At 60.8% G+C, this 22,350-nt stretch carries 26 protein-coding genes; 9 read left to right on the forward strand and 17 right to left on the reverse strand.

Annotated elements, in window-relative coordinates; translation table 11 throughout:
* Nucleotides 1–4: 4 nt before the first annotated feature.
* Nucleotides 5–862 carry a 16S rRNA (cytidine(1402)-2'-O)-methyltransferase gene (gene rsmI, locus SynPROSU1_RS03260; protein ID WP_186571488.1) on the reverse strand — a complete coding sequence of 286 codons (858 nt, stop codon included), beginning with the start codon at nt 860–862 and terminating at the stop codon, nt 5–7.
* 26 nt (nt 863–888) lie between these two features.
* Between rsmI and SynPROSU1_RS03265 the strand changes: the two genes are divergently transcribed.
* Nucleotides 889–1,806, forward strand: coding sequence for a 3'(2'),5'-bisphosphate nucleotidase CysQ (locus tag SynPROSU1_RS03265; RefSeq protein ID WP_186571489.1), 918 nt, complete (start codon nt 889–891; stop codon nt 1,804–1,806).
* A 7-nt stretch (nt 1,807–1,813) separates the two neighbouring features.
* On the opposite strand, the gene SynPROSU1_RS03270 is transcribed toward SynPROSU1_RS03265, so the two are convergent.
* The 14 genes from SynPROSU1_RS03270 to sppA all read right to left on the reverse strand — a co-directional run bounded on the left by SynPROSU1_RS03270 (nt 1,814) and on the right by sppA (nt 13,202).
* The gene (locus SynPROSU1_RS03270; protein WP_186571490.1) at nt 1,814–3,979 is read right to left on the reverse strand and encodes a polyribonucleotide nucleotidyltransferase; all 2,166 of its coding nucleotides are present in this window, start codon (nt 3,977–3,979) and stop codon (nt 1,814–1,816) included.
* Between the two features lie 107 nt (nt 3,980–4,086).
* Nucleotides 4,087–4,389: a 30S ribosomal protein S14 gene (gene rpsN / locus SynPROSU1_RS03275; protein WP_115024129.1), complete on the reverse strand. Its 303-nt coding sequence runs from the start codon at nt 4,387–4,389 to the stop codon at nt 4,087–4,089.
* Between the two features lie 58 nt (nt 4,390–4,447).
* Complete coding sequence (rseP, locus tag SynPROSU1_RS03280; protein ID WP_186571491.1) at nt 4,448–5,530, reverse strand: RIP metalloprotease RseP; 1,083 nt, start codon at nt 5,528–5,530, stop codon at nt 4,448–4,450.
* A gap of 24 nt (nt 5,531–5,554) precedes the next feature.
* Nucleotides 5,555–6,832, reverse strand: a complete 1,278-nt coding sequence (serS, locus tag SynPROSU1_RS03285) for a serine--tRNA ligase (RefSeq protein WP_186571492.1) — start codon at nt 6,830–6,832, stop codon at nt 5,555–5,557.
* 42 nt (nt 6,833–6,874) lie between these two features.
* Nucleotides 6,875–7,042, reverse strand: a complete 168-nt coding sequence (locus SynPROSU1_RS03290) for a hypothetical protein (RefSeq protein ID WP_186572438.1) — start codon at nt 7,040–7,042, stop codon at nt 6,875–6,877.
* A 72-nt stretch (nt 7,043–7,114) separates the two neighbouring features.
* Nucleotides 7,115–8,605: an AAA family ATPase gene (locus SynPROSU1_RS03295; protein ID WP_186571493.1), complete on the reverse strand. Its 1,491-nt coding sequence runs from the start codon at nt 8,603–8,605 to the stop codon at nt 7,115–7,117.
* Complete coding sequence (locus tag SynPROSU1_RS03300) at nt 8,602–9,138, reverse strand: DUF177 domain-containing protein (RefSeq protein WP_186571494.1); 537 nt, start codon at nt 9,136–9,138, stop codon at nt 8,602–8,604. Before SynPROSU1_RS03300 ends, SynPROSU1_RS03295 begins: the two co-directional genes overlap by 4 nt.
* Entirely contained in the window at nt 9,135–10,265 is a 1,131-nt protein-coding gene (gene yidC, locus SynPROSU1_RS03305; RefSeq protein WP_186571495.1) for a membrane protein insertase YidC, read from the reverse strand. The genes SynPROSU1_RS03300 and yidC overlap by 4 nt, the downstream gene beginning before the upstream one ends.
* 56 nt (nt 10,266–10,321) lie before the next feature.
* The gene (locus tag SynPROSU1_RS03310; protein ID WP_186571496.1) at nt 10,322–10,729 is read right to left on the reverse strand and encodes a PH domain-containing protein; all 408 of its coding nucleotides are present in this window, start codon (nt 10,727–10,729) and stop codon (nt 10,322–10,324) included.
* Nucleotides 10,726–11,112 carry a ribonuclease P protein component gene (locus SynPROSU1_RS03315; protein ID WP_186571497.1) on the reverse strand — a complete coding sequence of 129 codons (387 nt, stop codon included), beginning with the start codon at nt 11,110–11,112 and terminating at the stop codon, nt 10,726–10,728. The genes SynPROSU1_RS03310 and SynPROSU1_RS03315 overlap by 4 nt, the downstream gene beginning before the upstream one ends.
* A 61-nt stretch (nt 11,113–11,173) precedes the next feature.
* Entirely contained in the window at nt 11,174–11,311 is a 138-nt protein-coding gene (gene rpmH, locus SynPROSU1_RS03320; protein ID WP_115024114.1) for a 50S ribosomal protein L34, read from the reverse strand.
* Nucleotides 11,312–11,357: 46 nt separating this feature from the next.
* Complete coding sequence (locus SynPROSU1_RS03325; protein ID WP_186571498.1) at nt 11,358–11,933, reverse strand: DUF2808 domain-containing protein; 576 nt, start codon at nt 11,931–11,933, stop codon at nt 11,358–11,360.
* A 76-nt stretch (nt 11,934–12,009) separates the two neighbouring features.
* A complete protein-coding gene (gene aroH / locus SynPROSU1_RS03330) occupies nt 12,010–12,393 on the reverse strand; it encodes a chorismate mutase (protein WP_186571499.1) in 384 nt (127 codons plus the stop codon).
* Complete coding sequence (gene sppA / locus SynPROSU1_RS03335) at nt 12,390–13,202, reverse strand: signal peptide peptidase SppA (RefSeq protein WP_186572202.1); 813 nt, start codon at nt 13,200–13,202, stop codon at nt 12,390–12,392. The genes aroH and sppA overlap by 4 nt, the downstream gene beginning before the upstream one ends.
* A gap of 53 nt (nt 13,203–13,255) precedes the next feature.
* On the opposite strand from sppA, the gene SynPROSU1_RS03340 reads away from it, so the two are divergent.
* Genes SynPROSU1_RS03340 through SynPROSU1_RS03350 form a run of 3 tightly spaced genes read left to right on the forward strand, consistent with a single transcriptional unit; the run spans nt 13,256 to nt 17,107 of the window.
* On the forward strand, nt 13,256–14,197 hold the full coding sequence (locus SynPROSU1_RS03340) for a DMT family transporter (protein ID WP_186571500.1): 942 nt from the start codon (nt 13,256–13,258) through the stop codon (nt 14,195–14,197).
* Nucleotides 14,194–15,303 carry a glycosyltransferase gene (locus tag SynPROSU1_RS03345; RefSeq protein ID WP_186571501.1) on the forward strand — a complete coding sequence of 370 codons (1,110 nt, stop codon included), beginning with the start codon at nt 14,194–14,196 and terminating at the stop codon, nt 15,301–15,303. Before SynPROSU1_RS03340 ends, SynPROSU1_RS03345 begins: the two co-directional genes overlap by 4 nt.
* Entirely contained in the window at nt 15,278–17,107 is a 1,830-nt protein-coding gene (locus tag SynPROSU1_RS03350) for a glycosyltransferase family 39 protein (RefSeq protein WP_186571502.1), read from the forward strand. Before SynPROSU1_RS03345 ends, SynPROSU1_RS03350 begins: the two co-directional genes overlap by 26 nt.
* On the opposite strand, the gene SynPROSU1_RS03355 is transcribed toward SynPROSU1_RS03350, so the two are convergent.
* Both SynPROSU1_RS03355 and SynPROSU1_RS03360 read right to left on the reverse strand, forming a co-directional pair.
* The gene (locus SynPROSU1_RS03355; RefSeq protein ID WP_186571503.1) at nt 17,108–17,719 is read right to left on the reverse strand and encodes a sulfotransferase family 2 domain-containing protein; all 612 of its coding nucleotides are present in this window, start codon (nt 17,717–17,719) and stop codon (nt 17,108–17,110) included. It lies immediately after the preceding gene.
* 6 nt (nt 17,720–17,725) lie between these two features.
* Entirely contained in the window at nt 17,726–18,250 is a 525-nt protein-coding gene (locus tag SynPROSU1_RS03360; protein WP_186571504.1) for a DUF721 domain-containing protein, read from the reverse strand.
* Nucleotides 18,251–18,314: 64 nt separating this feature from the next.
* Between SynPROSU1_RS03360 and SynPROSU1_RS03365 the strand changes: the two genes are divergently transcribed.
* The 5 genes from SynPROSU1_RS03365 to SynPROSU1_RS03385 are packed head-to-tail and all read left to right on the forward strand — an operon-like array spanning nt 18,315 to nt 22,345.
* On the forward strand, nt 18,315–19,088 hold the full coding sequence (locus SynPROSU1_RS03365; protein ID WP_186571505.1) for a PspA/IM30 family protein: 774 nt from the start codon (nt 18,315–18,317) through the stop codon (nt 19,086–19,088).
* 47 nt (nt 19,089–19,135) lie between these two features.
* Nucleotides 19,136–19,471 (forward strand): thioredoxin, encoded by a 336-nt coding sequence (gene trxA / locus SynPROSU1_RS03370; RefSeq protein WP_186571506.1) that lies wholly within the window; start codon nt 19,136–19,138, stop codon nt 19,469–19,471.
* A complete protein-coding gene (locus SynPROSU1_RS03375; RefSeq protein ID WP_186571507.1) occupies nt 19,458–20,648 on the forward strand; it encodes an aminotransferase class I/II-fold pyridoxal phosphate-dependent enzyme in 1,191 nt (396 codons plus the stop codon). The genes trxA and SynPROSU1_RS03375 overlap by 14 nt, the downstream gene beginning before the upstream one ends.
* Nucleotides 20,649–20,655: 7 nt before the next feature.
* Complete coding sequence (locus tag SynPROSU1_RS03380) at nt 20,656–21,423, forward strand: biotin--[acetyl-CoA-carboxylase] ligase (RefSeq protein ID WP_370586242.1); 768 nt, start codon at nt 20,656–20,658, stop codon at nt 21,421–21,423.
* A 43-nt stretch (nt 21,424–21,466) separates the two neighbouring features.
* On the forward strand, nt 21,467–22,345 hold the full coding sequence (locus tag SynPROSU1_RS03385; RefSeq protein ID WP_255444874.1) for a M23 family metallopeptidase: 879 nt from the start codon (nt 21,467–21,469) through the stop codon (nt 22,343–22,345).
* Nucleotides 22,346–22,350: the final 5 nt, after the last annotated feature.

Below are 22,350 nucleotides of genomic sequence, written 5' to 3' on the forward strand. Positions count from 1 at the left end.
AAGCTCAGTTTGACGTGTCCTGGTGCAGGAGGGCATACAGCCGTCGTCTTGACAGACCTGTGGCCTGGGCCAGTTGCCGTGCGGCGTCACTGGCGGTTGCGCCTTCGTTTTGCAATGCCTGCAGCTGCCTGAGCAGGTCACTGTCGTCGGGTTCCTCAGGCTCTGCCAGCTGTGCTCCCCCCAGCACAACTGTGCATTCCCCCTGGGGGGGCTGATGCTGGAAGTGCTGAAGGGCATGTTCCACCGTTGGACCCACCTGTTCTTCGTGGCGTTTGGTGAGTTCCCGTGCCACCTGAAGCGGGCGGCTTGCTCCGCAGTGTTGCTGAAGTTCCTCCAAGAGCGTGATCAGACGGTGCGGTGCTTCGTACAGCACGGTGGTTCGGCTTTCGTTGCTGATCGCCTCAAGGCGGGCCCGTCGCTCCTTGCCCTTGGCAGGCAGAAAACCTTCGAAGCAGAAGCGTCCGCTGGGCAAGCCGCTGCTGACCAAAGCGGTGGTGGCTGCGCAGGGGCCTGGAATGCAGATCACGGGATGGCCGGCCTGGTGAGCAGCGGTCACCAGCTCTTCTCCGGGGTCGCTGATGCCGGGCAGCCCGGCATCACTGATCACAGCCAGGCTCTGCCCTGCAGCCAGAACATCCAACAGTTGGGGCAGCCTCGTGCGGGTGTTGTGCTGATGAAAGGAGACCTTGCGGCCGCAAGCTCCAAGGCGACTCAGCAGCTGGCCGCTGTGGCGGGTGTCTTCACAGGCGATCACATCGACGCTCTTGAGCAAATCGCGGGCCCTTGGCGATAGATCCCCCAGATGACCAATGGGGGTGCCCACCAGATAGAGGCTGCCGCCGCTTGGTTCATCCCGCTGCATCACAATGGCGAGCGCCTCTATTGATCATGATGCCCAGCTCTGCCGTTCTTCCCGATGGCGTTAACCAGGAGGCTCTGCTGACGGAACTGCGTCGCCTGAGCTGGGGAGCCGCCGACATCTTGCGGGCTTATGCCCGCGGCGAGCAGCCCCCGCATGGTTTCCCCAAAGCCTTGAGTGTTGATGACGGCGGCGAGGGCCCGGTGTCTGCGGCTGACCTGGCCGTGAACAAGTGGCTGCTGGACGGTCTGTCCAGCTCCTTTGATGATGCCGACTGGACTCTGTTGAGTGAGGAGACTGCCAAGGAACAGCTCACCGAAGGAGAACCGCTGCCTGCGGAATGGCTCTGGATCCTCGATCCTCTGGATGGCACCAAGGATTTCCTGCAGGGCACAGGCGAATACGCCGTTCATCTGGCTTTGGTGCGGGGGCGACGCCCCGTTCTTGGGGTGGTGCTGCTCCCGGAAGCCGATGAGCTCTGGATTGGCATCGTCGGCGAAGGAGCTTGGTGTGAAGACCGTCAGGGTGAGCGTTCGCCGGTTCGCTTCAGCGACAGAACCGCGGTTTCGGATCTGATCCTGGTGGCCAGCCGCAGCCACCGCGATGACCGTCTGGTCAAGTTGATTGACGCCCTCGAGCTCGGCGGTTCCAAAGCGGTGGGCAGCGTTGGCTACAAGGTCGCCACGATCCTGAGAGGCGAAACCGACCTCTATGTCTCTCTCTCTGGCAAGAGTGCTCCCAAGGATTGGGACATGGCGGCTCCGGAAGCAGTGCTGCTTGCGGCTGGTGGTCGATTCACCCATTCCGATCAGGCCGATCTCACCTACAACACAGGTGATGTCCGTCAGGCCGGCTGCCTGATCGCCAGCCATGGAAAAGCCCACGCCGAGCTCGGAGAGCGTGCGACGCGGGCCATGGCCGAGATCGATCCCGGCTTTCAGGTCTGAGGCCTGATCAGCTGAGGGGTGCCACCGGGGTGGGCTGAGGCTCCACTTCGGCGGCTTCGCCGGCCTGGGGCACGCCACGCAGGGTGAGGTTGATGCGGCCGCGGTTGTCGATTTCTCGCACCCGCACGGTCACCTCGTCGCCCACCTTCACCACGTCTTCCACCTTCTCGACGCGAGCTTCGGAGAGCTGCGAGATGTGGATCATGCCTTCCTTGCCAGGAAGGATCTCCACAAAGGCGCCGATGGGGATGATCCGAGTGATCGAACCGGAGAACACCTCACCCTCATTGACCTTGCGAGTCAGGCCTTCAATGATCTTCTGGGCTTCTTCCGCTGCAGCACCATCGTGGGATGCGATGGTCACAATGCCACCGTCCTCGATGTCGATCTTGGTGTTCGTGCGTTCGGTGATGCCCTTGATGGTGCGACCGCCGGGACCGATCACGGTGCCGATCAGCTCAGGATCAATCCTGAAGCTGAGCAGGCGTGGGGCGTGAGGAGAGAGGTTGTCCCGTGGTGTGTCGATCGCCTCGAGCATCTTCTCGAGGATGTGGAGTCGCGCCGGGCGCGCCTGGTTGACGGCCTCGGCCACCGTCTTCACCGGCAGGCCGGTGATCTTCATGTCCATCTGCAGGGCTGTGATGCCCTTTTCGCTTCCAGCCACCTTGAAGTCCATGTCACCGAGGAAGTCCTCGATGCCCTGGATGTCGGTGAGGATCCGCACCTCATCGCCTTCCTTGATCAGGCCCATGGCAGCGCCACTCACGGGGGCCTTCAACGGCACGCCAGCGTCCATCAGGGACAGGGTGCTGCCGCAAACAGAACCCATGGAGGTGGAGCCATTGGAGCTGAGCACTTCGCTCACCACACGCACCACATAGGGGAAGGTGTCCTTCTCAGGCAGAACCGGAAGAATGGCCCGCTCGGCCAGGGCGCCATGGCCGATTTCACGACGACCGGGTGAGCGCATCGGCCGGGTCTCTCCGACGGAGTAGGGAGGGAAGTTGTAGTGATGCAGGTACAGCTTCTCGGTGTTGGGATGGAGGTCGTCCATCTCCTGGGCATCGCTGGGAGTGCCGAGCGTTGCGGTGGAGAGCACCTGGGTCAGTCCCCGCTGGAACAAACCGGATCCATGCACACGCCGCGGCAGCACGCCGGCCATGGCGCTGATCTGACGCACCTCGTCGAGGCCACGCCCATCAACGCGCTTGCCGTCCTTGAGGATCTGTTGCCGCATCAACTTTTTGGTCAGCGCCTTGAAGCTGTTGCCGAGCAACTTCGAGCTGCTGGCCAGAGCCTGGCGGACGGCATGGTCGTCCTTGAGCCCTGCGATGGTTTCGGAGACCTCGCCCTTCACGGTCTCCAGGGCTGTGTCCCGTTCCTCTTTGCTTTGATCAAATTTGCTGAGGACAGCACTGATGGCTTTGGTGCATTGCTTTTCCAGATAGGCGGGAACCGTGCTGTCTTGTTCGGGGGTTTCCGGCTTCACCTGGGTGATGCCGAGATCCTTGAGCAGTTGTTCCTGAGCCTTGATCAGTTCGCAGATCGCTTCGTAGCCGAAATCAATCGCCTCGATCACGTCTCCCTCGGGCAGCTGATTGGCGCCGGCTTCGACCATCACCACGCCGTCAGGGGTTCCGGCGACCACGAGGTCGAGATCACCCCGTTCGATCTCCCGGTAGCTCGGGTTGAGGACGAAGTCGTCTCCCAGCAGACCCACGCGCACCGCCGCCATCGGGCCGTTGAAGGGGATGCCCGCGAGAAGCGTGGCAATGGATGCTCCCGTCACCGCCAGAACATCGGCGGGCACCCTTTCATCGAGGGACAAGCAAGTGGCTACCACCTGCAAGTCATCACGCATCCAGCTGGGGAACAGGGGCCGCATGGGGCGGTCAATCAGCCGAGCCGTGAGGGTGGCGCGTTCGGGTGGGCGGCTTTCACGACGCATGTAGCTGCCGGGAATGCGCCCAGCCGCATAGAGGCGCTCTTCGTAGTCGCAGATCAGTGGCAGGAAATCAATGCCCTCACGGCCCCCTGAACGGGTTGCGGTGACAAGCACGGCGGTGTCGCCACATTCCACCAAGACGGATCCTCCCGCCTGAGGGGCAAAGCGCCCGGTGGTCAGTCGAATCTCGCGTCCGTCAAAGGAGATCGACTGGGTTTGTCCTTGCACGACGTCTTATGTCCTTTTGTCAATCCCAAGTCTGACATTTCATGGCTGCTCTTCACAAGAAAGGGGAGGTCAAGCCTCCCCGTGACAACGCCATGGCGAGACGTGGTTCACCAGCTGGACTTGACCACGCCGGGCAGTTCTCCCTTGTGGGCGCGCTCACGAAGCTGGTTGCGGCACAGACCGAAATCGCGGTAGACGCCGCGGGGCTTGCCGGTGGCCCAGCAGCGGTTGCGGACGCGGATGCGTGCACTGTTGCGGGGGAGCGCCTGAATCTTCCGATGGATCTCCAGACGATCCATCGGATCTTCGGCTGCATTAAACGCCGCCATCAGAGCTGCGCGCTTCGCTGCATAGCGCTCAACCATTTTTTTGCGCTTCACATCGCGAGCGATCATCGACTTCTTGGCCATGCAGCTAGGGGGCGGCGAGCGATTGAGTCGTCAACGATACACGGGCGCCATCTCGGGCTCACCGACCCATCAATTGCTGAATGACGGGCAGCTGACTGGTGTCACGCACGATCAAAACAAGGGTGAGTCCCACCAGAAGAAGAAAACCGGATTGGGCAAAAGCCATTTGAATCCGTTCCGAAACAGGACGACCGCGAACGGATTGGATCGCGAGCATCATCATTTGCCAGCCATCGAGCAGTGGCAGCGGCAGTGAATTCAGCACCGCCAGATTGATCGAAATGAGGGCTGAGAAGAGCACCAACCCTGATCCCCCTTGCTGGCTGAGCTGAGCCCCCATCTCAACGATCTTCACCGGACCACTGACCTGGCCTGCTGTGGCTCGGAAGTTGGTGAGCAGACCGGCATAGCCACGCACGGTCTGCTGCAGGAGTTGGGTGAACTGCGAGCCGGTGGTGAGAACAAGTTCCCAGGGATCACGCACTCGGCGCATCTCCCCGCTGATGTTGGCCTGGAGTTGGGCCCCGATTTTCCCCATGCCCTGTTGATCGTCCGGGATCAGTTGAACCGTTGTCGTCTCGTCTCCCCGTTTTCGCTCCACACGGATGGATTGTTGCGGTGCTGCTTTCACATCGCGCACCATCGACTCAACGCCCCGTTGCCCTGCAGTGAGGGGTTTGGTGTTCAAACTGAGGATCTGGTCGCCGGCACGAAGGCCTGATCGGGCTGCGGCACCATCGGGTTGAACCTGAACCACCAGAACCCCAGGCTCCGGTTCGGCGGGGACGCCCACAAAAGCTGCCTGACCTAACAGCACCACCAGAGCCAAAGCCAGATTGGCCATCACCCCAGCAGCAACCACCAGGGCTTGCTGGGGGATCGGTCGGTTGCGCAGCAGATCTGGATCATCGGCAGGGATTGTGCTCTCCTCGTCGTCGTCAGGGAAGGCGACAAAGCCACCAAGGGGAAACAGCCGCAGGGCGTAGGTCACTCCGCGACGTTGCTTCTTGATCAGGGCCGGACCAAAGCCGATCGAGAACCCGCTGACGCGGATGCCCTGGAGTGTGGCTGCGAGGAAATGTCCTGCTTCATGCACCACGATCAGCAGAGCAAGGACCAGGAGGGCCGCCAACACGTTCATATCACCGTCAGGATTCTGGTCGGATCATTCTGGCTGGAGTCGCTCGCGGCCGACGTAAGGCACTAAGGCTTTGGGCAGTAGAACGCTGCCGTCTGCCTGTTGGCCGTTCTCCAGCAGGGCCGCCATGGTTCTGCCGATGGCCAGACCGCTGCCGTTCAGGGTGTGGACCAGTTTCGTTGCTTTGCCTTCTTTGGTGCGGATGGAGGATCGTCGCGCCTGAAAATCGCCACAAACGCTGCAACTCGAGATTTCCCGGTAGGCACCCGCCCCCGGCAGCCAGACTTCGAGGTCGTAGGTCCGGCGTGCTGAGAATCCAAGGTCTGCGGTGCACAGGTCCAAGACTCGATAGGGGAGTTCCAAGGCCTGCAGCACGGCTTCCGCATCGGCCGTGATCTGCTGATGGGCTTCTTCGGATTGATCCGGATGCGCAAACCAATACAACTCCACCTTGTTGAACTGGTGCAGGCGAATCAGACCACGTGTGTCACGGCCGTAGCTACCGGCTTCACGTCGGAAACAGGGGCTGTAGGCGGCGTAGCGCAGCGGCAGTTGATCCGCCGGGATGATTTCGTCCCGGTGCAGGGAGGTCACCGGGACTTCAGCGGTTGGTGTCAGCCAGAGGTCGTCATCCGCGCAACGGAAGCTCTCCTCAGCGAACTTGGGCAGCTGTCCTGAGCCGGTGAGGCTGGCGCTGTTCACAAGCACCGGGGGCAGCACTTCCCGGTACCCCTTGCTCGCATGGAGGTCGAGCATGAAGTTGATCAGGCCACGCTCCAGTCGAGCCCCCTGCCCCAGCAGGGTGACGAACCGGCTCTGAGCGATTCGGACGGATCGTTCCGTATCGAGCAGCTGCAGGCGTTCGGCGATCTGCCAGTGCTCTTCCAGGTTGTCTTCAACGCGGGGGCTGCCCCAACGGCGGACCTCAATGTTGTCCTCCTCACTGCGCCCATCAGGGCAGGCTTCGGCCGGAAGGTTGGGAAACCCAAGCAGCTGTTGCTTGAGCTCACTCGACAGCTGCTTTTCCTCGTCCTCAAGAACCGCCACCTTCTGCTTGATGGCATTGCCCTTGTGGCGCAGTTCGGCCACGTCTTCGCCTTTGGGATCAGCACCTGCCTTGATCCGCTGCCCGACCTCTTTGCCGATCTGATTGCCTTCCGCCTGGAGGCTGCTGCGTTGTTGCTCCAGATCACGCTGCTGCTGAGCGATCAGCTGCAGTTTGGTGAGATCAACAGACTTACCTCGACGCCCCAGTTGCTGGGCGATCGTTTCGGGGTTGTCACGCACAAGGCGCTGATCGAGCACGGTTTCAGGGGGGTCAGCGCCGGCAGCCTATGGCAGGCCGTTTCAGAGCACCTGGCCAACCATGACTGCTGCGATGCCTGAGAACAGCGTGATGCCAAGGGCAGTGAGAGGGCTCTGACCCTGGGCGACGGCCATGGTGGTGATCACACCAGCGCCAAGGCAGGCCACGCAAAGCTGAGTGGCAATGTCGTTCTGGCGCTCCACGTGCATCCGGCAGTTGGTTGGACCGTAGGGAGGGTGCTCACTGCCGCCTCTCTTGATCGCAGTGTTCGTTACGCTGCGTCAGGCTTCGTTACCTGCAGCAACAGAGGCGGGTCGGGCGCGGCCGCCGGCCGCCCACTGTTTCAGCTGCTCCAGCTGTTCGCTGGCTGTTCGTGACAGGGGAATGAGCTGGGAGGCGGCACCAATCAGATCCGGCTCTGTCAGTTCACGGTTGTCGGCAAAGGCCAGGTGCATCGCCTCGATCACGGTTTGCTCCAGCTCGGCTCCGGAGAACCCTTCACTGCGGCTCACCACGGTCGCCACGGGCAGCTTCAGCCCAGGTCGTCTCCGCTCCAGATGCAGCTGAAGGATGCTGTTTCGTTCAGCGCTGCTGGGCAGATCGAGCATGAAAATTTCATCGAAACGCCCCTTTCTCAGCAGTTCCGGTGGGAGTTTCTCAACACCGTTGGCGGTGGCGACGACGAACACCGGTGACTGTTTCTCCGCCATCCAGGTGAGCACGTTGGCCAGAACCCGCTGCGTGGTGCCGCCATCGCTGCGTCCATCGCCCCCGAATCCCTTGTCGATCTCATCGATCCAGAGCACGCAGGGCGCCATCGCTTCAGCGCGTTGGATCATCTCGCGTGTGCGCGCCTCGCTGGCTCCCACCAGACCTGCGAACAAACGCCCCACATCCAGACGGAGCAGGGGCATGGACCAGCTGCAGGCGATGGCCTTGGCTGTGAGTGACTTCCCTGTGCCCTGGGGACCCACGAGCAGGACGCCACGGGGGAGAGGCAATCCAAAGCGCCGCGCATCTTCAGAAAATGCCCTGTGCCGTTGTTGCAGCCACGTTTTGAGACCATCGAGGCCTCCAATAGCTTCCGTGCCTTCATCGCTGCGGCAGAACTCCAGCACCTCACTGCGGGCAATGGTCTGGCGCTTCTCCTCGAGCACGTCCTGAAGATCGTCTGGTCCCAACTGGCCGCGGCGGGCCAGGGCACGGGCCGCGACCTGACGAACCCTCATCTCGCTGAGCCCACTGCATGCCTGTGCCAGCTCATCCAAGACGGGGGCTGTCAGGGGACTGCCGCTGCTCATGCCGATGCTGCTGATCAGTCGGCGCAGGTCGTCGTTGTCGGGAAGGGGGAGATCCAGAAGCGTGAGGCTTTCTTCGAGATCGCCTGGGGGTGTCCATTGCCCGCAGCACAACACCAGCGTGTGAGGGGTGCTGCGCAGCGATCCCTCGAGATTGCGCAGCATCCGGGCGACGCCGGGGTCATCGCAGAACCGATGAAAATCCTTGGCGAGCAGCAGGGTCGGACTGCCTGCATCCCGTTGCTGGAGCCACTGCAGCATGGCCATCGGTTGACGGCTTCCCTGGCCGTCGGCATTCACCGGTCCGCTGATGCCATCGATGAAATTCCAGCAGACCAGTTGGCGTGCAAGACGTTTGGCGGCTTCGTCAAGCAGGCTTTCGACCCGTGCTTCCTCGTTGCTGCGGACCCAAATCAGTGGTGTACGTGCACGCACCAGAAGGTCGATTTGGTGGCCCCAGGCTGCACTGCTCATTGCTGGTTCATCTGCTGTTGCAGCTGTTGAAGGGCCTGCCAGCGGGGATCAACCTCCATCGAATCGGGGGTAGAGATGGCCGGTTGATGATCGAGGCCCGGTGGGCCTGGACAGTGGTCACCGCAGTGATTCACAACGGGCAGCAGCAGATTGAGCTGTTCGAATGCCCATTGCTGGGGATCAAATTGACCGCGTGGATCGAGAACATCAACCAGACCTTCCATCTCAGCAACCTCTCCGGAATGCTCCAGGTCGTTGGCCGTTGGTGGGGCCTCTCCCAGCCAGATCAATTCAGAGGGAGTGCAGCTCAGGTGCTGATTGAACTGGTTCAGGCAGCGATCGCAGCAGAGGGTGACGATGGTGCTGAGTTGCCCCTGCACCGCCAAGACGTTGCCGCGGTGCTCTGCTGAAACATGGCCTCGGACCGGTGTAAGCGAGGGGAGCTCATCGAGCTCCCCCTCAACCTCCCAGACCTTCGGTGTGCCCAAGGCCCGGAGCTCCTGGAGAGGAACAGGCTCCAGTGCCTCGATCACTTGCCCTTCGGTTCAAACGGCAGCCGTGAACCGCCCGAAGTGGCCGAAACCGTCACCGTTTTCTGAGCCATCTGCTGGTCCAGGATTTTCTGGAGGTTGTCGGGCAGTGCCTCTTTGCTGAGGATGAAGGTCTGCAGTGCCTGGAACACGTTGGCGATCAGCATGTAGAGCAGAACGCCGGCCGGGAGTGGGAAGAACAAAAACATTCCCGTGATCATCACGGGGGTGATTTTGTTGGCTGTGGACTGCTGGGGGTTGGCAGGCATGCCCATGCCGGATAGCAGTTGGGACAGGAACAGGGTGATACCGAAGCCTGCAACCAGAATCGCGATATCCCAATTGACTGCACCATCGGCGTAGAAGCCGACCTGCCCCAGGGCTTTGATGAACAGGAAGCCGCTGCGGGCTGCCAGGCCTGGAATCTTCGCTTCAACGGTGGCATCGCCGGCGGCGAGTGCCTTGATCGTTCCATCGTCGCTGACGCTGACGATGTCATCACCCTTGGTCACTTCCCACGTCGGCGCGAAGCGTCCAGAGTTTTCAACGCCCGTGAGCACGTCGCTGAAGGCGCGGCCATCCTTCGTATGAAGGTTCACCGTGGCACTGTCTCCAACGCCGATCTTGGTGCCCCGCGGCAGGCTGGCGATCACCGGCACATGGTCGGTTTCACCAATGAAGATGGAGTGGCTGGCGCTGTTGAACGGCTTGGGTTCCACAGCAGCGATCTGGTCCGCCGGCATCACCTTCATGTTCAACGTGTAGGGAACGTCGGCGAACGGTGACCCCCGCAATGTTGCAAACAGAGCGAACAGGATCGGCATCTGCACCAGCAGCGGCAGACATCCCGCCAGGGGGCTGCCGAATTCCTTCATCACATTGCCAAGTTCCTCTTGCTGCTTCTGAGGGTTGTTGGCGAACCGGCTCTTGATCTCAGCCTGGCGTTTCTGAATCACTGGCTGAGCGATGCGCATGCGCCTGGCGCTGCGAATCGATCCTGCGCTCAGGGGATAGAGCGCGATCCGAATGACGAGAGTGAGAGCGACGATGGCCAGGCCATAGCTGGGCACCAATCCATAGAAGAAATCAAGGATTGGAATCAGCAGGTTGTCGGAGATGTATCCGATCACGTTGAAGAAACGGGGGGGCGGGACGGTGTGAGGCCAGTGTGCATGAACAGCTGCACTCAGGCGGCGAAACCTTCAGTCGATTTCTGTTGGTCTTTCGCAGCACGGCTGCTGATTCGTTCGAGGATGTAGGCCTCCACCTCGCGGAAACGAGGCATCGAGCGCAATTCGAGCCTGGCGCCATCCTGGAGAACCAACACCATGTCTCCCCAGGCGCCAAAGCCCCGGGGAACGGTGCGGACTTCGGTGATCTGGGAATAAACCACTTGGGTTTTGTCTTTTCCCATCCAGCCGCCTGTCACCGAGATCCGGCGACTGGTGATGCGGAAGCGCAGCCAGAGGGCACGTACAACGGCGCCAATGGTGAAAGGAAGGCCGATCAGTGTGAAGCCGAGCAGGATGTTGAAAATGAGGTCTCCGCGGGCTGGGCCACCGTCGAAGTGGACATCTTCCTGAATGCTGGTCATGGATCCAGTCCGGCGCTTCTCAAAAGACTGTCGCATTCTTCCAGCAACTGTGTGGGTTCGGCTTCCGCGGCTTCTGGACGAAGGCTGATCAAAAGCCAGCGCCCAGCCAGGTCTTTGCGCCGTTCGAAACGCCGACGCAGATGGTCATGCAAAAGCCTTCTCAGGCGATTCCGCTTGACGGCGCGCTTGCTCACCTTGCTGCTGATCACCAGAGCGCAACGGCAGCACTGATCCTGCATCCCCCGCATCTCTCGACGAAGCAGGTTGGAGTCTCCTGAGGCAACACGCAGAACCATCAAGGCTCCGTGCTGACGTTTGGAGGATCGGTGCAAGCGGTTGAAGCATCGATGCCCGCGCAATCGCATGGAGGCGGGAAGGACCATCAACCAATCCTGTTGAGAGGGGTCGAAGACGGGGTGAACCGTTCGGATTCACCCCTAACGATCAGGCTGCGAGACGAGCGCGGCCGCGTTTGCGACGCGTACGGATCACGCGACGGCCGGTGTGGGAACGCATCCGTACACGGAAACCCGAGACGCGCTTCCTCTTGCGGCTTGTTCCTCCGAGGGTGCGCTTGGTCATGGACGTCTCCTGGCTACCGGCCGATCTGAATTTGGGATTTTATCAGTCAGTCCACATCAATCAGCCAGCTGCCGCGGTAGCCGGACATCGGCACATCACCGGGGGCCTGAACCAGGGCGTTGAACTGATACATCCGTTTCCCCTGGGGATTGAACAACTTGATGGACAGCGAATAGTCGGCGTCCGACGGCAGCGGTGTGTCGGGGAAGACTTCAATCGCTGTCTGGTCCTCAGTGACTTTGATGACGGCTGGAATCTCTTCGAGGCACTTGCTCCGGCTCATCATTCCGCCAACCGTCGTGCGGCAGAGGCGCATGCGATGGGGTTTGAGCTTGGAGTCGAAGTAGTCCGGCACGGTGACGGTGAGTTTGAGGATCGCTGTCTTGCGGTCCTTTTCGCGCAGGGTTAGGAACCACTCAGACCGGTCACCGTCGATGTTGGAGGTCTGGTAGTAGTACAGCTTGCGGTAGTCGCGATCCGTGTCCCATCGGAATTCCAGGAGGCTCGGCGTGCCCTGGGCATAGGCGGTCTGCTCGGGCATCCCAGACAGGGTTGAGCCCATCAGCAGAGCCGCAGCCGTGCCGGCTCCAGCGAGCAAGCGTCGGGTGGTGGAACGAGCCATAGGAAACGTCTCAATGAATGGGATTCTCCTGAGTCCAATCGCAAGGCGGTGATCTCAGGGGTCGGAGGGTGATCTGTCAGTTATGACCAGATCGGTCTGGCCTGAGCCGCTGCGCGTCGCCTTGATAGGGGTGTATGGGTTTCTGGTCCTGCGGGATCCAGGCGTGGGCCAGGACACGGATGCAGTGGGGGAGATCTCCTTGGACGGCCATTTGCTGGCAGTCCAGCAAGGCCACCGTGTCCCAGCCTGGCCGGCGCCGGGCGATGGCGGCCGGAAAACAGGCGTCCAGGTCGGCCGTGACCGAGAAGGTCACTGACACAAGTTGGTCTGGGGTCAGACCATTGCGATCGACCAAGGCATCCATCAGCGCGCTGACAGCCGCTTCAATGGCAGCTGTGCTGTTCTCGGTGCAGGTGGTGGCCCCACGCAGGCCTCTCAGAACAATGGGGGAATGGGTCATGGGCGGTACAGCCAAAGCACCTGACCACTCCCCATTAACTCGATCGACAGGCGTTGCTGCAGTTGATGCAAGAGCTGGGATCCCGGCAGCAGGCCGCTGAGCTTCCGGCGTTGTTTGCCGAGGGTGACGGGACGAATGTCGTCCTCGTCGAGATCTGCCAATTGCGCTGCCAGGCGCTTGGCGTGGTCTTCGTCGCCGAGCTCATCGACCAACCCCAGGGCCTTCGCCTGTTCTCCACTGAAGACCCGTCCATCGGCGAAGCGCTTCACCGTCTCCAGCTCGAGGTTTCGCCCCTTCGCCACAACGCCCACGAACTGGCCGTAGCTGCTATCGATGAGTTCCTGAAGCAGAGCCCGCTCTGCATCGCTGAGTGGGCGATCAGGGGAAAGGATGTCCTTGAACGGACCACTCTTCACCGTGTCAAAGCGAATTCCAATTCGTTCGAAGACCTTGGAGAGGTCGTTGCCCCGCAGAATCACCCCAATGGAACCGGTGATCGTGCCTGGATTGGCAACGATCTTCTCTGCCGCGACACCGATGTAGACGCCACCAGAGGCGGAGATGTTGCCAAAGCTGGCCACAACGCGACAGCCCTGCTCCCTCAGCCGCAGAAGGGCTGCATGAATTTCCTGGCTGTCTCCAACCGTGCCGCCTGGGCTGTCAATGCGCAGCAGCAACGCTGGAAATTCCCTCTGCTTCACCTCCCGCAGAGCTTTCAACACTCGCTGCCGTGTGGCCCCATTAATGGGGCCGTCAACAACGATGCGCGCCATCCGTCGTCGGGATTTGCGCCGCAAGGGCCAGATCATGTTGCGCAGCTGCATCACTCCAGATCTTAAAAAGAGCACCCCAACGCCCATTCATGCCGTCACTGCGACTCTGGTTCCTGATGGTGCTGCCCTTCGCGCTCTGGGGAACTGCCATGACAGCCATGGCGCCGTTGCTCGACAGCTCTGGCCCCTGGCTTGTTGCTGGTTTGCGACTGGTCCCAGCGGGTTTGGCTCTTCTGCTCTGGAGTCAGTGGACCGGTCGTGGCTTGGCGATCGATCCCCGCGACCTGCTTTGGTTCCTGCTGTTCACCCTGGTGGATGCCACCTTGTTTCAAGGCCTTTTGGCCCGGGGTTTGGAGGGGACAGGTGCGGGTCTCGGTTCTGTCCTGATTGATTGCCAGCCCCTGCTGGTGGCCCTGATGGCTCGCGCCTTGTTCATGGAGTCGATCAATCCCATTGGTTGGATGGGCTTGGCCATCGGTTTGGCAGGAATCGTCTGCATCGGCCTGCCCGCTGAGCTGCTGGGTCATTGGTGGTTGCTGGCTGATCCACCGGTGGTGCAGCAGTTGTTTCAGCCCGGCGAGGGCTGGATGTTGCTGGCGGCCGTCGCCATGGCGGCTGGGACGGTGTTAATTCGCTTTGCGTCTCGCCATAGCGATCCGGTCACCGTGACGGGCTGGCACATGCTGCTTGGGGGACTCCCCCTGCTTCTGGTTCATGCTCTGCAGAAGGCTGATGAAGGTCTGGCCTGGACGGCATCGGACTGGGCAGCTATGGGCTACGCGAGCCTTTTTGGAAGCGCTTTGGCCTATGGATTGTTTTTCTGGTTCGCGAATCAACGCGATCTCACCAGTTTCAGCAGCCTGGGATTCTTGACGCCGGTTTTCGCGTTGGCCACCGGTGGGTGGTTGCTTGGGGAACGCCTTGATCTGCTCCAGTGGATTGGCGTTCTGATGGTGCTCGTGTCGGTGATCTTCGTTAGTCAACGGCGCAGGTTCTGGGAGCCGCTGCCGATCACGGACACCTCGTCATGACGAGTTCGCCTCTCCACCTCGTCATTGTCAACACGCCCATCGGGGCCCTTGGCAGCGGCGAGGGTGGTGGTGTGGAACTCACCCTGCGATCGCTGGTTCAGGGGCTGGTACGGCGTGGTCACAGGCTCACTGTTGTGGCTGCCAAAGGCTCAACACTCCCCGTTGACTGCACCGGTGTCGAGCTGCTGGAGGTGGAGGGTGTGAATCAGCCGAGCTGGCAGCACGCCGCAGCGCACGCACCGGTGGAGATTCCTCACAACGGTCTTCTGCCTGCTCTCTGGGAGACCGCTCTCGACGCGGGGCAATCCGCCGATGCCGTGATCAATGGAGGGTATGACTGGCTGCCGCTGTGGCTGACGCAACGGGTCAGCGCCAAGCTTTTTCACCTCATCAGCATGGGAGATGTGGCAGCGGTGATGCGCGATGTGATCGAGGCCGTTGCCGCTTGGAACCCCCATCGCCTCGCCTTTCACACGCATCGCCAGGCCGCTGATTTTCAGCTGCCAGCTCCCGCCAATGTGGTGGGCAACGGATTTGATCTGACCAATTACACCTTTCAGATCCAGACCAATGGTCCTCTGGGTTGGGCGGGTCGCATCGCTCCCGAAAAGGGTTTGGAAGATGCTGCTGCTGCTGCTGCTGCCTTGGGAGAACAGCTTCTTGTTTGGGGGTTTCGTGAGGATGAGGCCTACGCCCGGCAGGTGGAGTCGAGCGTTCCCGCAGGCACGATCGATTGGCGCGGTTTTCGATCGACCATGGAGCTGCAGCAAGAGTTGGGGAGTTGCCGCGCTCTGATCAACACCCCGAAATGGAACGAGGCCTACGGCAATGTTGTGGTGGAGGCCTTGGCCTGTGGGGTTCCCGTTGTTGCCTATGACCGCGGCGGACCCGGGGAATTGGTCTGCTCAGGCAACACCGGCTGGTTGGTGCCTCCCGACGATGTCGCATCTCTCGCAGAGGCACTGCGTCGTGTCGGCAGCATTAACCGTTCGGCTTGCCGCAGCTGGGCTGAGGCCCATGCCTCCTGCGAGGTCTTCAGCCAGCGTGTTGAAGCCTGGATTCGAACAGGACTGACGGCGGATGTCAGCATCAACCCCAGGCGCTGAGAGTTCCTTGTCGGTCAATGTTTCAGGACGACAGCGACGCCAGGTTCTGGCGCTTGTTCTGGCCCTGGGATTGATCATCACGCTCTGGCGGCTGGGGTCCACCGGCGTTGTGGATGAAACACCTCCGTTGTTCGCCGCTGCAGGGCGGGCCATGGCCGACACCGGCGACTGGCTGACGCCTCGGGTCAATGGCTTGCCCCGTTACGACAAGCCGCCCCTGGTGTACTGGCTGATGGGCTTTGGTTATGCCTTGCCTGGGCGCGAGTTTTGGGATCCTCTGGGCAGTTGGGCGGCGCGTCTTCCTTCCGCCCTGGCCACGGTCGGGCTGATGCTCGCCCTCGCCGACACGGTGTTGCGTTGGCCTTTCCCCGGTGATGCGCGTCCCCGCTGCACGGCACTGATTGCATCACTGGGTTTTGCCTTTTCGCCTCTGGTGATCGTCTGGAGCCGCACCGCGGTGAGCGATGCCCTTCTCTGTGGCCTGCTGGGTCTCAGCCTGTTGCTGCAGTGGCGGCGCTTTGCGGCGCCCCAAGAGGTGCCTTGGTGGCCGGCCTGGGCGATTCTGGGCTTTGCCGTCCTGGCCAAGGGACCGGTCGCTGTTGTGCTTTCAGGGATCGTTCTGTTGTTGTTCGGAGCGTTGCGCAGGGATCTCGCCCAACCCTGGCAGAGGCTGCGCCCAGTGCCCGGGTTGCTGCTCACCGCCCTGATCAGCCTTCCCTGGTATGCCGTGGAGTTGCTGGTGGAGGGACAGCCCTTCTGGGACAGCTTCTTCGGCTACCACAACCTTCAACGGTTCACGTCCGTGGTGAATGATCACCTCCAGCCCTGGTGGTTTTTTGGCCCGGTGATGCTCGTGGCTGCGCTGCCTTTCACGCCATACCTGCTGTTGGGGCTGGCGCAAGTGCCTCGATCGCGGACCGCCCCGGAGCATTCGCTGCATCAATTCGCAGCCTGCTGGCTGTTGGCGGTTCTGCTGCTGTTCACTACAGCAGCCACCAAACTCCCGAGTTACTGGCTGCCTGCGACCCCTGCGGCTGCCCTGTTGGTGGCCCAGGTCACCTTGGGATCATCGCGCTGGCAACGACTTGCTTGGGGAACCAGCTTGGCTCTGATTGCTGTTCTTGCCGCTGGTTTTTGGCTGGGATCGCTTTGGGTCCCGTTGATCGACGATCCGGAGATGCCGACGCTGTCGGTTGATCTGTTGGCCAGTGGTCTGTTGGGACGGGCAGCGTTCTGGTTCAGCGCCGCTGGGGTGCTTGGTGCGTTCCTGCTCCTGCAGAGACGCTCCGCTGGTCAGGCTTTGTTGGCGATGGAGGCTTGTCTACTGGGATTTCACCTCACGGCTCTTGTCCCCACTGCCGAACTGGCCGATCGTCTGCGGCAGCGTCCGGTCCGCGAGGCTGCTGCCTTGATGGTGTCGAAACAGCGCAGCGGAGAACCGATGGCCATGGTCGGAGCCATGAAGCCCTCGCTTCATTTCTATACAGGCCAAGTGATCTTGTATGAGGGGCAATCCGATGGCGCTCTGGTCAACATTGCGGATCGCTTGGCGGATGAACAGCGACGGGGTTGGCGCGGACACCCCCTGGGCACCCCGTCCGCATCCGACACCGTGTTGGTGCTGATCGATCGCGGCACGGCACAACGCGATCACTGGAGCAACCTGCAGCCTGAACGGCTGGGTCAAATCGGGATTTACGACGTGTGGCGCTTGGACCGCAGACGCCTGGAGCAACGGGCCCGAACCCTGCAGGACGATGGTGTCGAGGCCGACTGGCGTGAGCCGCGTCCGGAGCGTTTCTGATTAGAAATCAGAGTGTTTTCTGGAGTATCCGGTGGCTTGGAAATCATCTTTGTAATACTCCACCACTCTTCGAAAGTCTTTTTTCGATAAATGGCCTAGATCAACGCTCGAGTTGGATTCATTTGTGCGTTGTAGTTTTGCTTTGACATTCAGGATGTTCGAGAGAATGGCAAAGTCAGTGTTTATATTTTCTACCCTGCCGATGAATTGTGGCTTTCCTCTTTGAAGCCAATGGTGCTGATGCATGAAGGTCAGCATTTTTTTGAGCTTTCCTTCGACGAGGTTGTCTACAATTGATGTATAGTTTGGTTCGCTATTTGCGAGATGTAGGCGATACTTTTTTGTAGGGCTTAAGGTTTTAAATTCTGCTCGCTCCAGTTGATTGCGAGTGGCTATGGCAACTCTCAGGTTGTATTTGCAGGCGGATATGAAGCGCCTGGCAGGGTGTCGAACAAAGGTGAACCGAAAATAATTTTCTATGTCGTTGGGCAGGTCATTGAGTTTGTGATATCGGTGATGGTGACGGTATCCCAGTGCTTTTTCAATTGATTGACCTGCGCACTTTGGGATGTGCAGAAAAATGGCACTGTGCTCGGGTAGAAACAAGCTCATCAGGTTTCAGATTTGGGGCGTGAGTGTTTGCCTGTGGCAAAAACCGCAGTGCCCCCAGAGCTTCATTTCGCCGTTGGGTGCCGGTCTGCCGCAATCAGGGCAGGTCCCCATGCCATGGACATCCGTGCGGCTTGGATGTTGGGCCCAAATGCTGGCTTCACTCTCCAAAACAGGGGCTTGAAGGGAATGGTGTTGCTGGATGCGCAGATCACGCACCGCATGGCCGGCCTGATGCAGGGCGCTGATGAGCTGTGGTCGGTTGTAGAGGAGTGCCTGGCGCCACTGGGGATGGCTGGCTCCAACGGTCAGCACCCCCCGTTGCAGGGACAAGGGGCGACAGTGCGGAGCCAGTTGTGCTCCGGCAACCCTGGGCCAGTCCTGCCACAACGCGGCCAGATGATCGTCTTTTCTCCATCCCTGCTGCAGCGCTCCCAAACACTTCTTCAAGGGTTCTGCGGGTGGTGGCGCAGCCGTTTGGAGCAGCTCCAGGCCCGGTAAACGACGCCGTTGGGAATCAGGAGCAATCGCCATTAGTTGATCCTAGGCAGGACTGTGGCAGAAACCTCGCTAACCTCAGCGCGACTGAGGGCAAGCCATGGGTTTCTTTGATCGGCTGAGCCGGCTGGTTCGCGCCAATGCCAACGCTGCTGTCAGCAGCATGGAGGACCCGTCCAAGATCCTCGATCAGTCCGTCGCGGACATGCAGGCGGACCTCGTCAAGTTGCGTCAGGCTGTCGCCCTTGCGATCGCGAGTCAGAAACGTCTGACCAATCAAGCTGAGCAGGCCGCTGCTCAATCGAAGACCTGGTACGAAAGAGCAGAGCTGGCTTTGAAAAAGGGAGAGGAATCTCTCGCTCGAGAAGCCCTAACCCGCCGGAAGACCTTTCAGGAGACGGCGACGTCACTGACCGCACAGGTGAAGGCCCAGGACGGGCAAGTGGAATCGCTCAAGAAGAGTCTTGTTGCCCTCGAAGGAAAAATCGCCGAGGCCAAGACCAAAAAAGACATGCTCAAGGCTCGGGCGCAGGCCGCCAAGGCCCAGCAGCAGTTGCAGAGCGCCGTTGGCAACATCGGCACCGATTCAGCCATGGCTGCTTTCGAGCGGATGGAGGAGAAGGTGGAAGCCCTGGAGGCCACCGGTCAGGCCGCGGCTGAGTTGGCCGGATCTGATCTTGAGAGCCAGTTCGCAGCTCTGGAAAGCGGTGGTGGCGTTGACGACGATCTTGAAGCTCTGCGGGCTCAGCTGAAGGGAGGCCCTGAAGCGGTCGCCCTGCCTGCGGCGGATGCAGCCGAGGCTGTTAAGCCCGTGCAGGTGGAGGAAGTTGATGCTGAGCTCGAGGATTTGAAGCGATCCATCGACAAGCTCTGATCATCCACGGAAAGTCATCCGGCTTTCCATAGGATCGGTTCAGTCATATGAGTGCCTTGGCTGGAGCAGTTGCTGATTTCACAGATGCCGGTTTTGAGCATGACGTGCTCAAGGCTTCCGGCACTGTCCTTGTCGATTTCTGGGCTGCCTGGTGTGGACCCTGTCGCCTGATCGCCCCCCTCATGGATTGGGTTGCCAATGACTATGCCGATCGGGTGAGCGTTGGCAAGGTCGAGGTTGATGGCAATCCGAAAACAAGAGACGCTTATCAGGTGCAAGGCATCCCCACGCTGATTCTCTTCCGCGACGGTGAGGTGATAGCGCGGCATGAAGGAGCCATTGCTAAAGCGCAGCTGCAGTCCTTCCTGGATGCCAACCTCTAAGCGGCTCGCGTCGCTGGGCAACGCCGTTTTCGCCCGCGTTGATGCTGATAAGCATGCCTACCAGGTCCATGCGTCTGCATCGGCGCGTCCAGATCTGGTGGATCTCTCCATCGGATCCTCCGATCTTCGGCCGCCAACAACTCTCTTGGAAACCATGGCCTCAGCGGTCATGGATCCCAGCAGTGGCTCCTATTGCCTTCAGACCGGTCTGAGGCCTCTCCATGCCGCCGTCGCGGACTGGTGTCGCCATCGTTTCGATGTTGCGGTGGATCCCGATCAAGAGGTTCAGTTCCTCGTGGGATCCCAGGAAGGAACCGCACATCTGCCCTTGGCGGTGCTCGATTCAGGGGACGCTGCCTTGCATCTGGACCCCTGTTACCCATCCCACACCGGTGGACTGCATCTTGCGGCAGCCAAAACCAAAGCCTTGCCGCTCACTCCTGAACAGGACTGGCGTCCGGATCTTTCAGAACTCACCTCCCAGATCTGGGATCAGCTCAAGCTGTTTGTTCTGGGGTATCCCCACAATCCTTCGGCTCGGGTCGGAGACCAGGAGGACCTCAACCGCATCATGGCCATCGGGATGCGGCACGACGTGGTGATCGCTCACGACAATCCCTATGTCGATCTCGCTCTGGATGGACAGCCTCCCTGTCTGTTGCAGGCTCCGAACTGGCGCTCATCCGGCATTGAATTCTTCTCCCTGTCGAAGGGCTGGTGCCTTGGAGGATTCAGGCTGGGTTTCGCGGTGGGAGCGGCACCGCTGATATCCGCACTGCGTCGCACCAAGGCGGTCATCGATTTCAATCAAACCTTGGCCTTGCAGCAGGGGGCGATCCAGGCGTTGCAAAGCTTCCCCGACTGGCCGCGGCAACTGCATCCGACCTATCGCGAGCGACGCGATCGTGTGGTGGAGACCCTGACGGCACGCGGCTGGTCGGTGCCCTCTCCCGAGATGGCGATGTATCTCTGGTTCCCCTTGCCTGATGGGGCCCGTCGTCGGGGTTGGACTGATGAAGACGCCGCCAGGGAACTGCTCCAGCGCAGCGGTGTTGCGTTGACCCCAGGGTCAGGTTTCGGTGCCGGCGGACGCCAGTGGCTGCGCATGGCGCTGGTGCGGCCGGTCCATGAGCTGGTGGACGCTGCCTCGCGGCTTGCGGATGCGATGGATGAGTGATCGATGGGTGACTGAGCGCCAACGTCCTCAACGGGGTGGTGGTCGGTTGATGGCGATCTATCGCGATCTCGCTGGGGCATCGGCGCGCCCTTGGACCCTTCGTCGTGTTCCTGTCTGCAGCAGTACGGAGGAGCTGCTGGGGGCCTGGTTGCAGGATCAGCCTTCCCTGATGGGGCCCCGCGCCGTCATCGCCACCCACCAGCGCAGGGGAATCGGGCAGTTGGGGCGCCCATGGCTGTCTCCTGTCGGTGGTGTCTGGATCAGTGCAGCGTTGCCCTGGAAGAGTCATGCATCTGGCCATGCCGGTCTCCTCGGTTTGGCGCTGGCACTGTCGGTGGTGCAACGGCTTGAGCAGCGGGGGCTTTCGGTTCAGATCAAATGGCCCAATGACCTGCTCGTGGAGGGTCGCAAATTGGCCGGCCTTCTCCCGGGGGTGGTGCAGCGAGGTTCCCAGCTGCGTTTGCTGCGCATCGGATTGGGCCTGAATGTGCGGAATCCAGTGCCTTCCGAGGGCATTGCCTTGCGGAGGCTTGAAAGGCAGCAGGCTGCGGATCCGACACGTTGGACAGCGGAGATCTTGCTTGCTTTGGATCACTGTCATGCCGTCGGAGGTGATGGGGCCTGGTGCATCGATGGAGTGCAGGCCCGGCTCTGGTCAGATCAGCTCGTCCATCCCCAGGATGGTCAGATCTGGCATGTCAACGGCCTTGAAAAGGATGGTGCTCTGCGGTTGCGTCAGGGTTCAAGGACCGAAAGCTGGCGACGCTGGCCCTGAGTTGCACCGCCGTCCATAGGATTTGGCTGTGAAAGCGTCTCCTCTGGTGCTGAGCTGGTTCGCGGTGATCTGGTTGCTTGTTCCAGCTGCGGCCGCTCAGGATTTTGATCAGTCTCTTGATGCTCTGGAACGCCAACGGGTGATCACGCCCAAGGAGCGCAAGATGCTTCAGGGCGGTTCACCGTCGGTTCCCATGGGGCGGAGCCGTTTCGAAGAAGCCTGTCGGAGTGGGGCGTTGTCCCGTCGGGACTGCTCTTCCGGTGTGGCCAGGCGTTCGCCAGGTGCCCCATCACCTGCCCGTGTTCGCTTGATCCCCTCCAAGCAACCGCTGCGTGTTCCCGTGTCAGCGCTTCTTGCCCGTGATGGCGGCACATTTCAGCTTGAATCTGTTTTTGCGGTCACGCCCCGCCCCTTGCCGAGCCCTGGAAACGGCGACAGCCGACTGCTCTTCCCGGTTGCCGGTGATGCCTTCAACAGCAGTGGGTTTGGCTGGCGTCTGCATCCGATTTTGGGAAGTTGGCTGATGCATGCCGGTCGGGATTTCGCGGCGCCTGAGGGGACTCCGGTGGTGGCTGCTCTCTCGGGGAGGGTTTTAACCAGTGGCCTTGCGGGGGGGTATGGCATCGCTATCGAATTGGAACATGCCGATCCATTGCGCCGCACGCTGTATGGCCATCTCTCGGAGATCTATGTGCGACCGGGTCAGCAGGTGCGTCAAGGAGAGGTGATTGGACGCGTCGGCAGCACAGGTCTCAGTACAGGCCCACACCTGCATTTCGAGTTGCGCACTCCATCCCAGGCTGGTTGGCAAGCTGTTGATCCTGGTGATCTGGATTTGTCGTCCGTGATGAGTCTCGAAAACGATCCTGTGTCGCTGATCGTCGGGCAGGTGTTGAGCAGCCTTGAACGCACGTCGCCCTAGCCCAG

This window comes from Synechococcus sp. PROS-U-1 (assembly GCF_014279755.1).
Taxonomy (GTDB): Bacteria; Cyanobacteriota; Cyanobacteriia; order PCC-6307; family Cyanobiaceae; genus Parasynechococcus.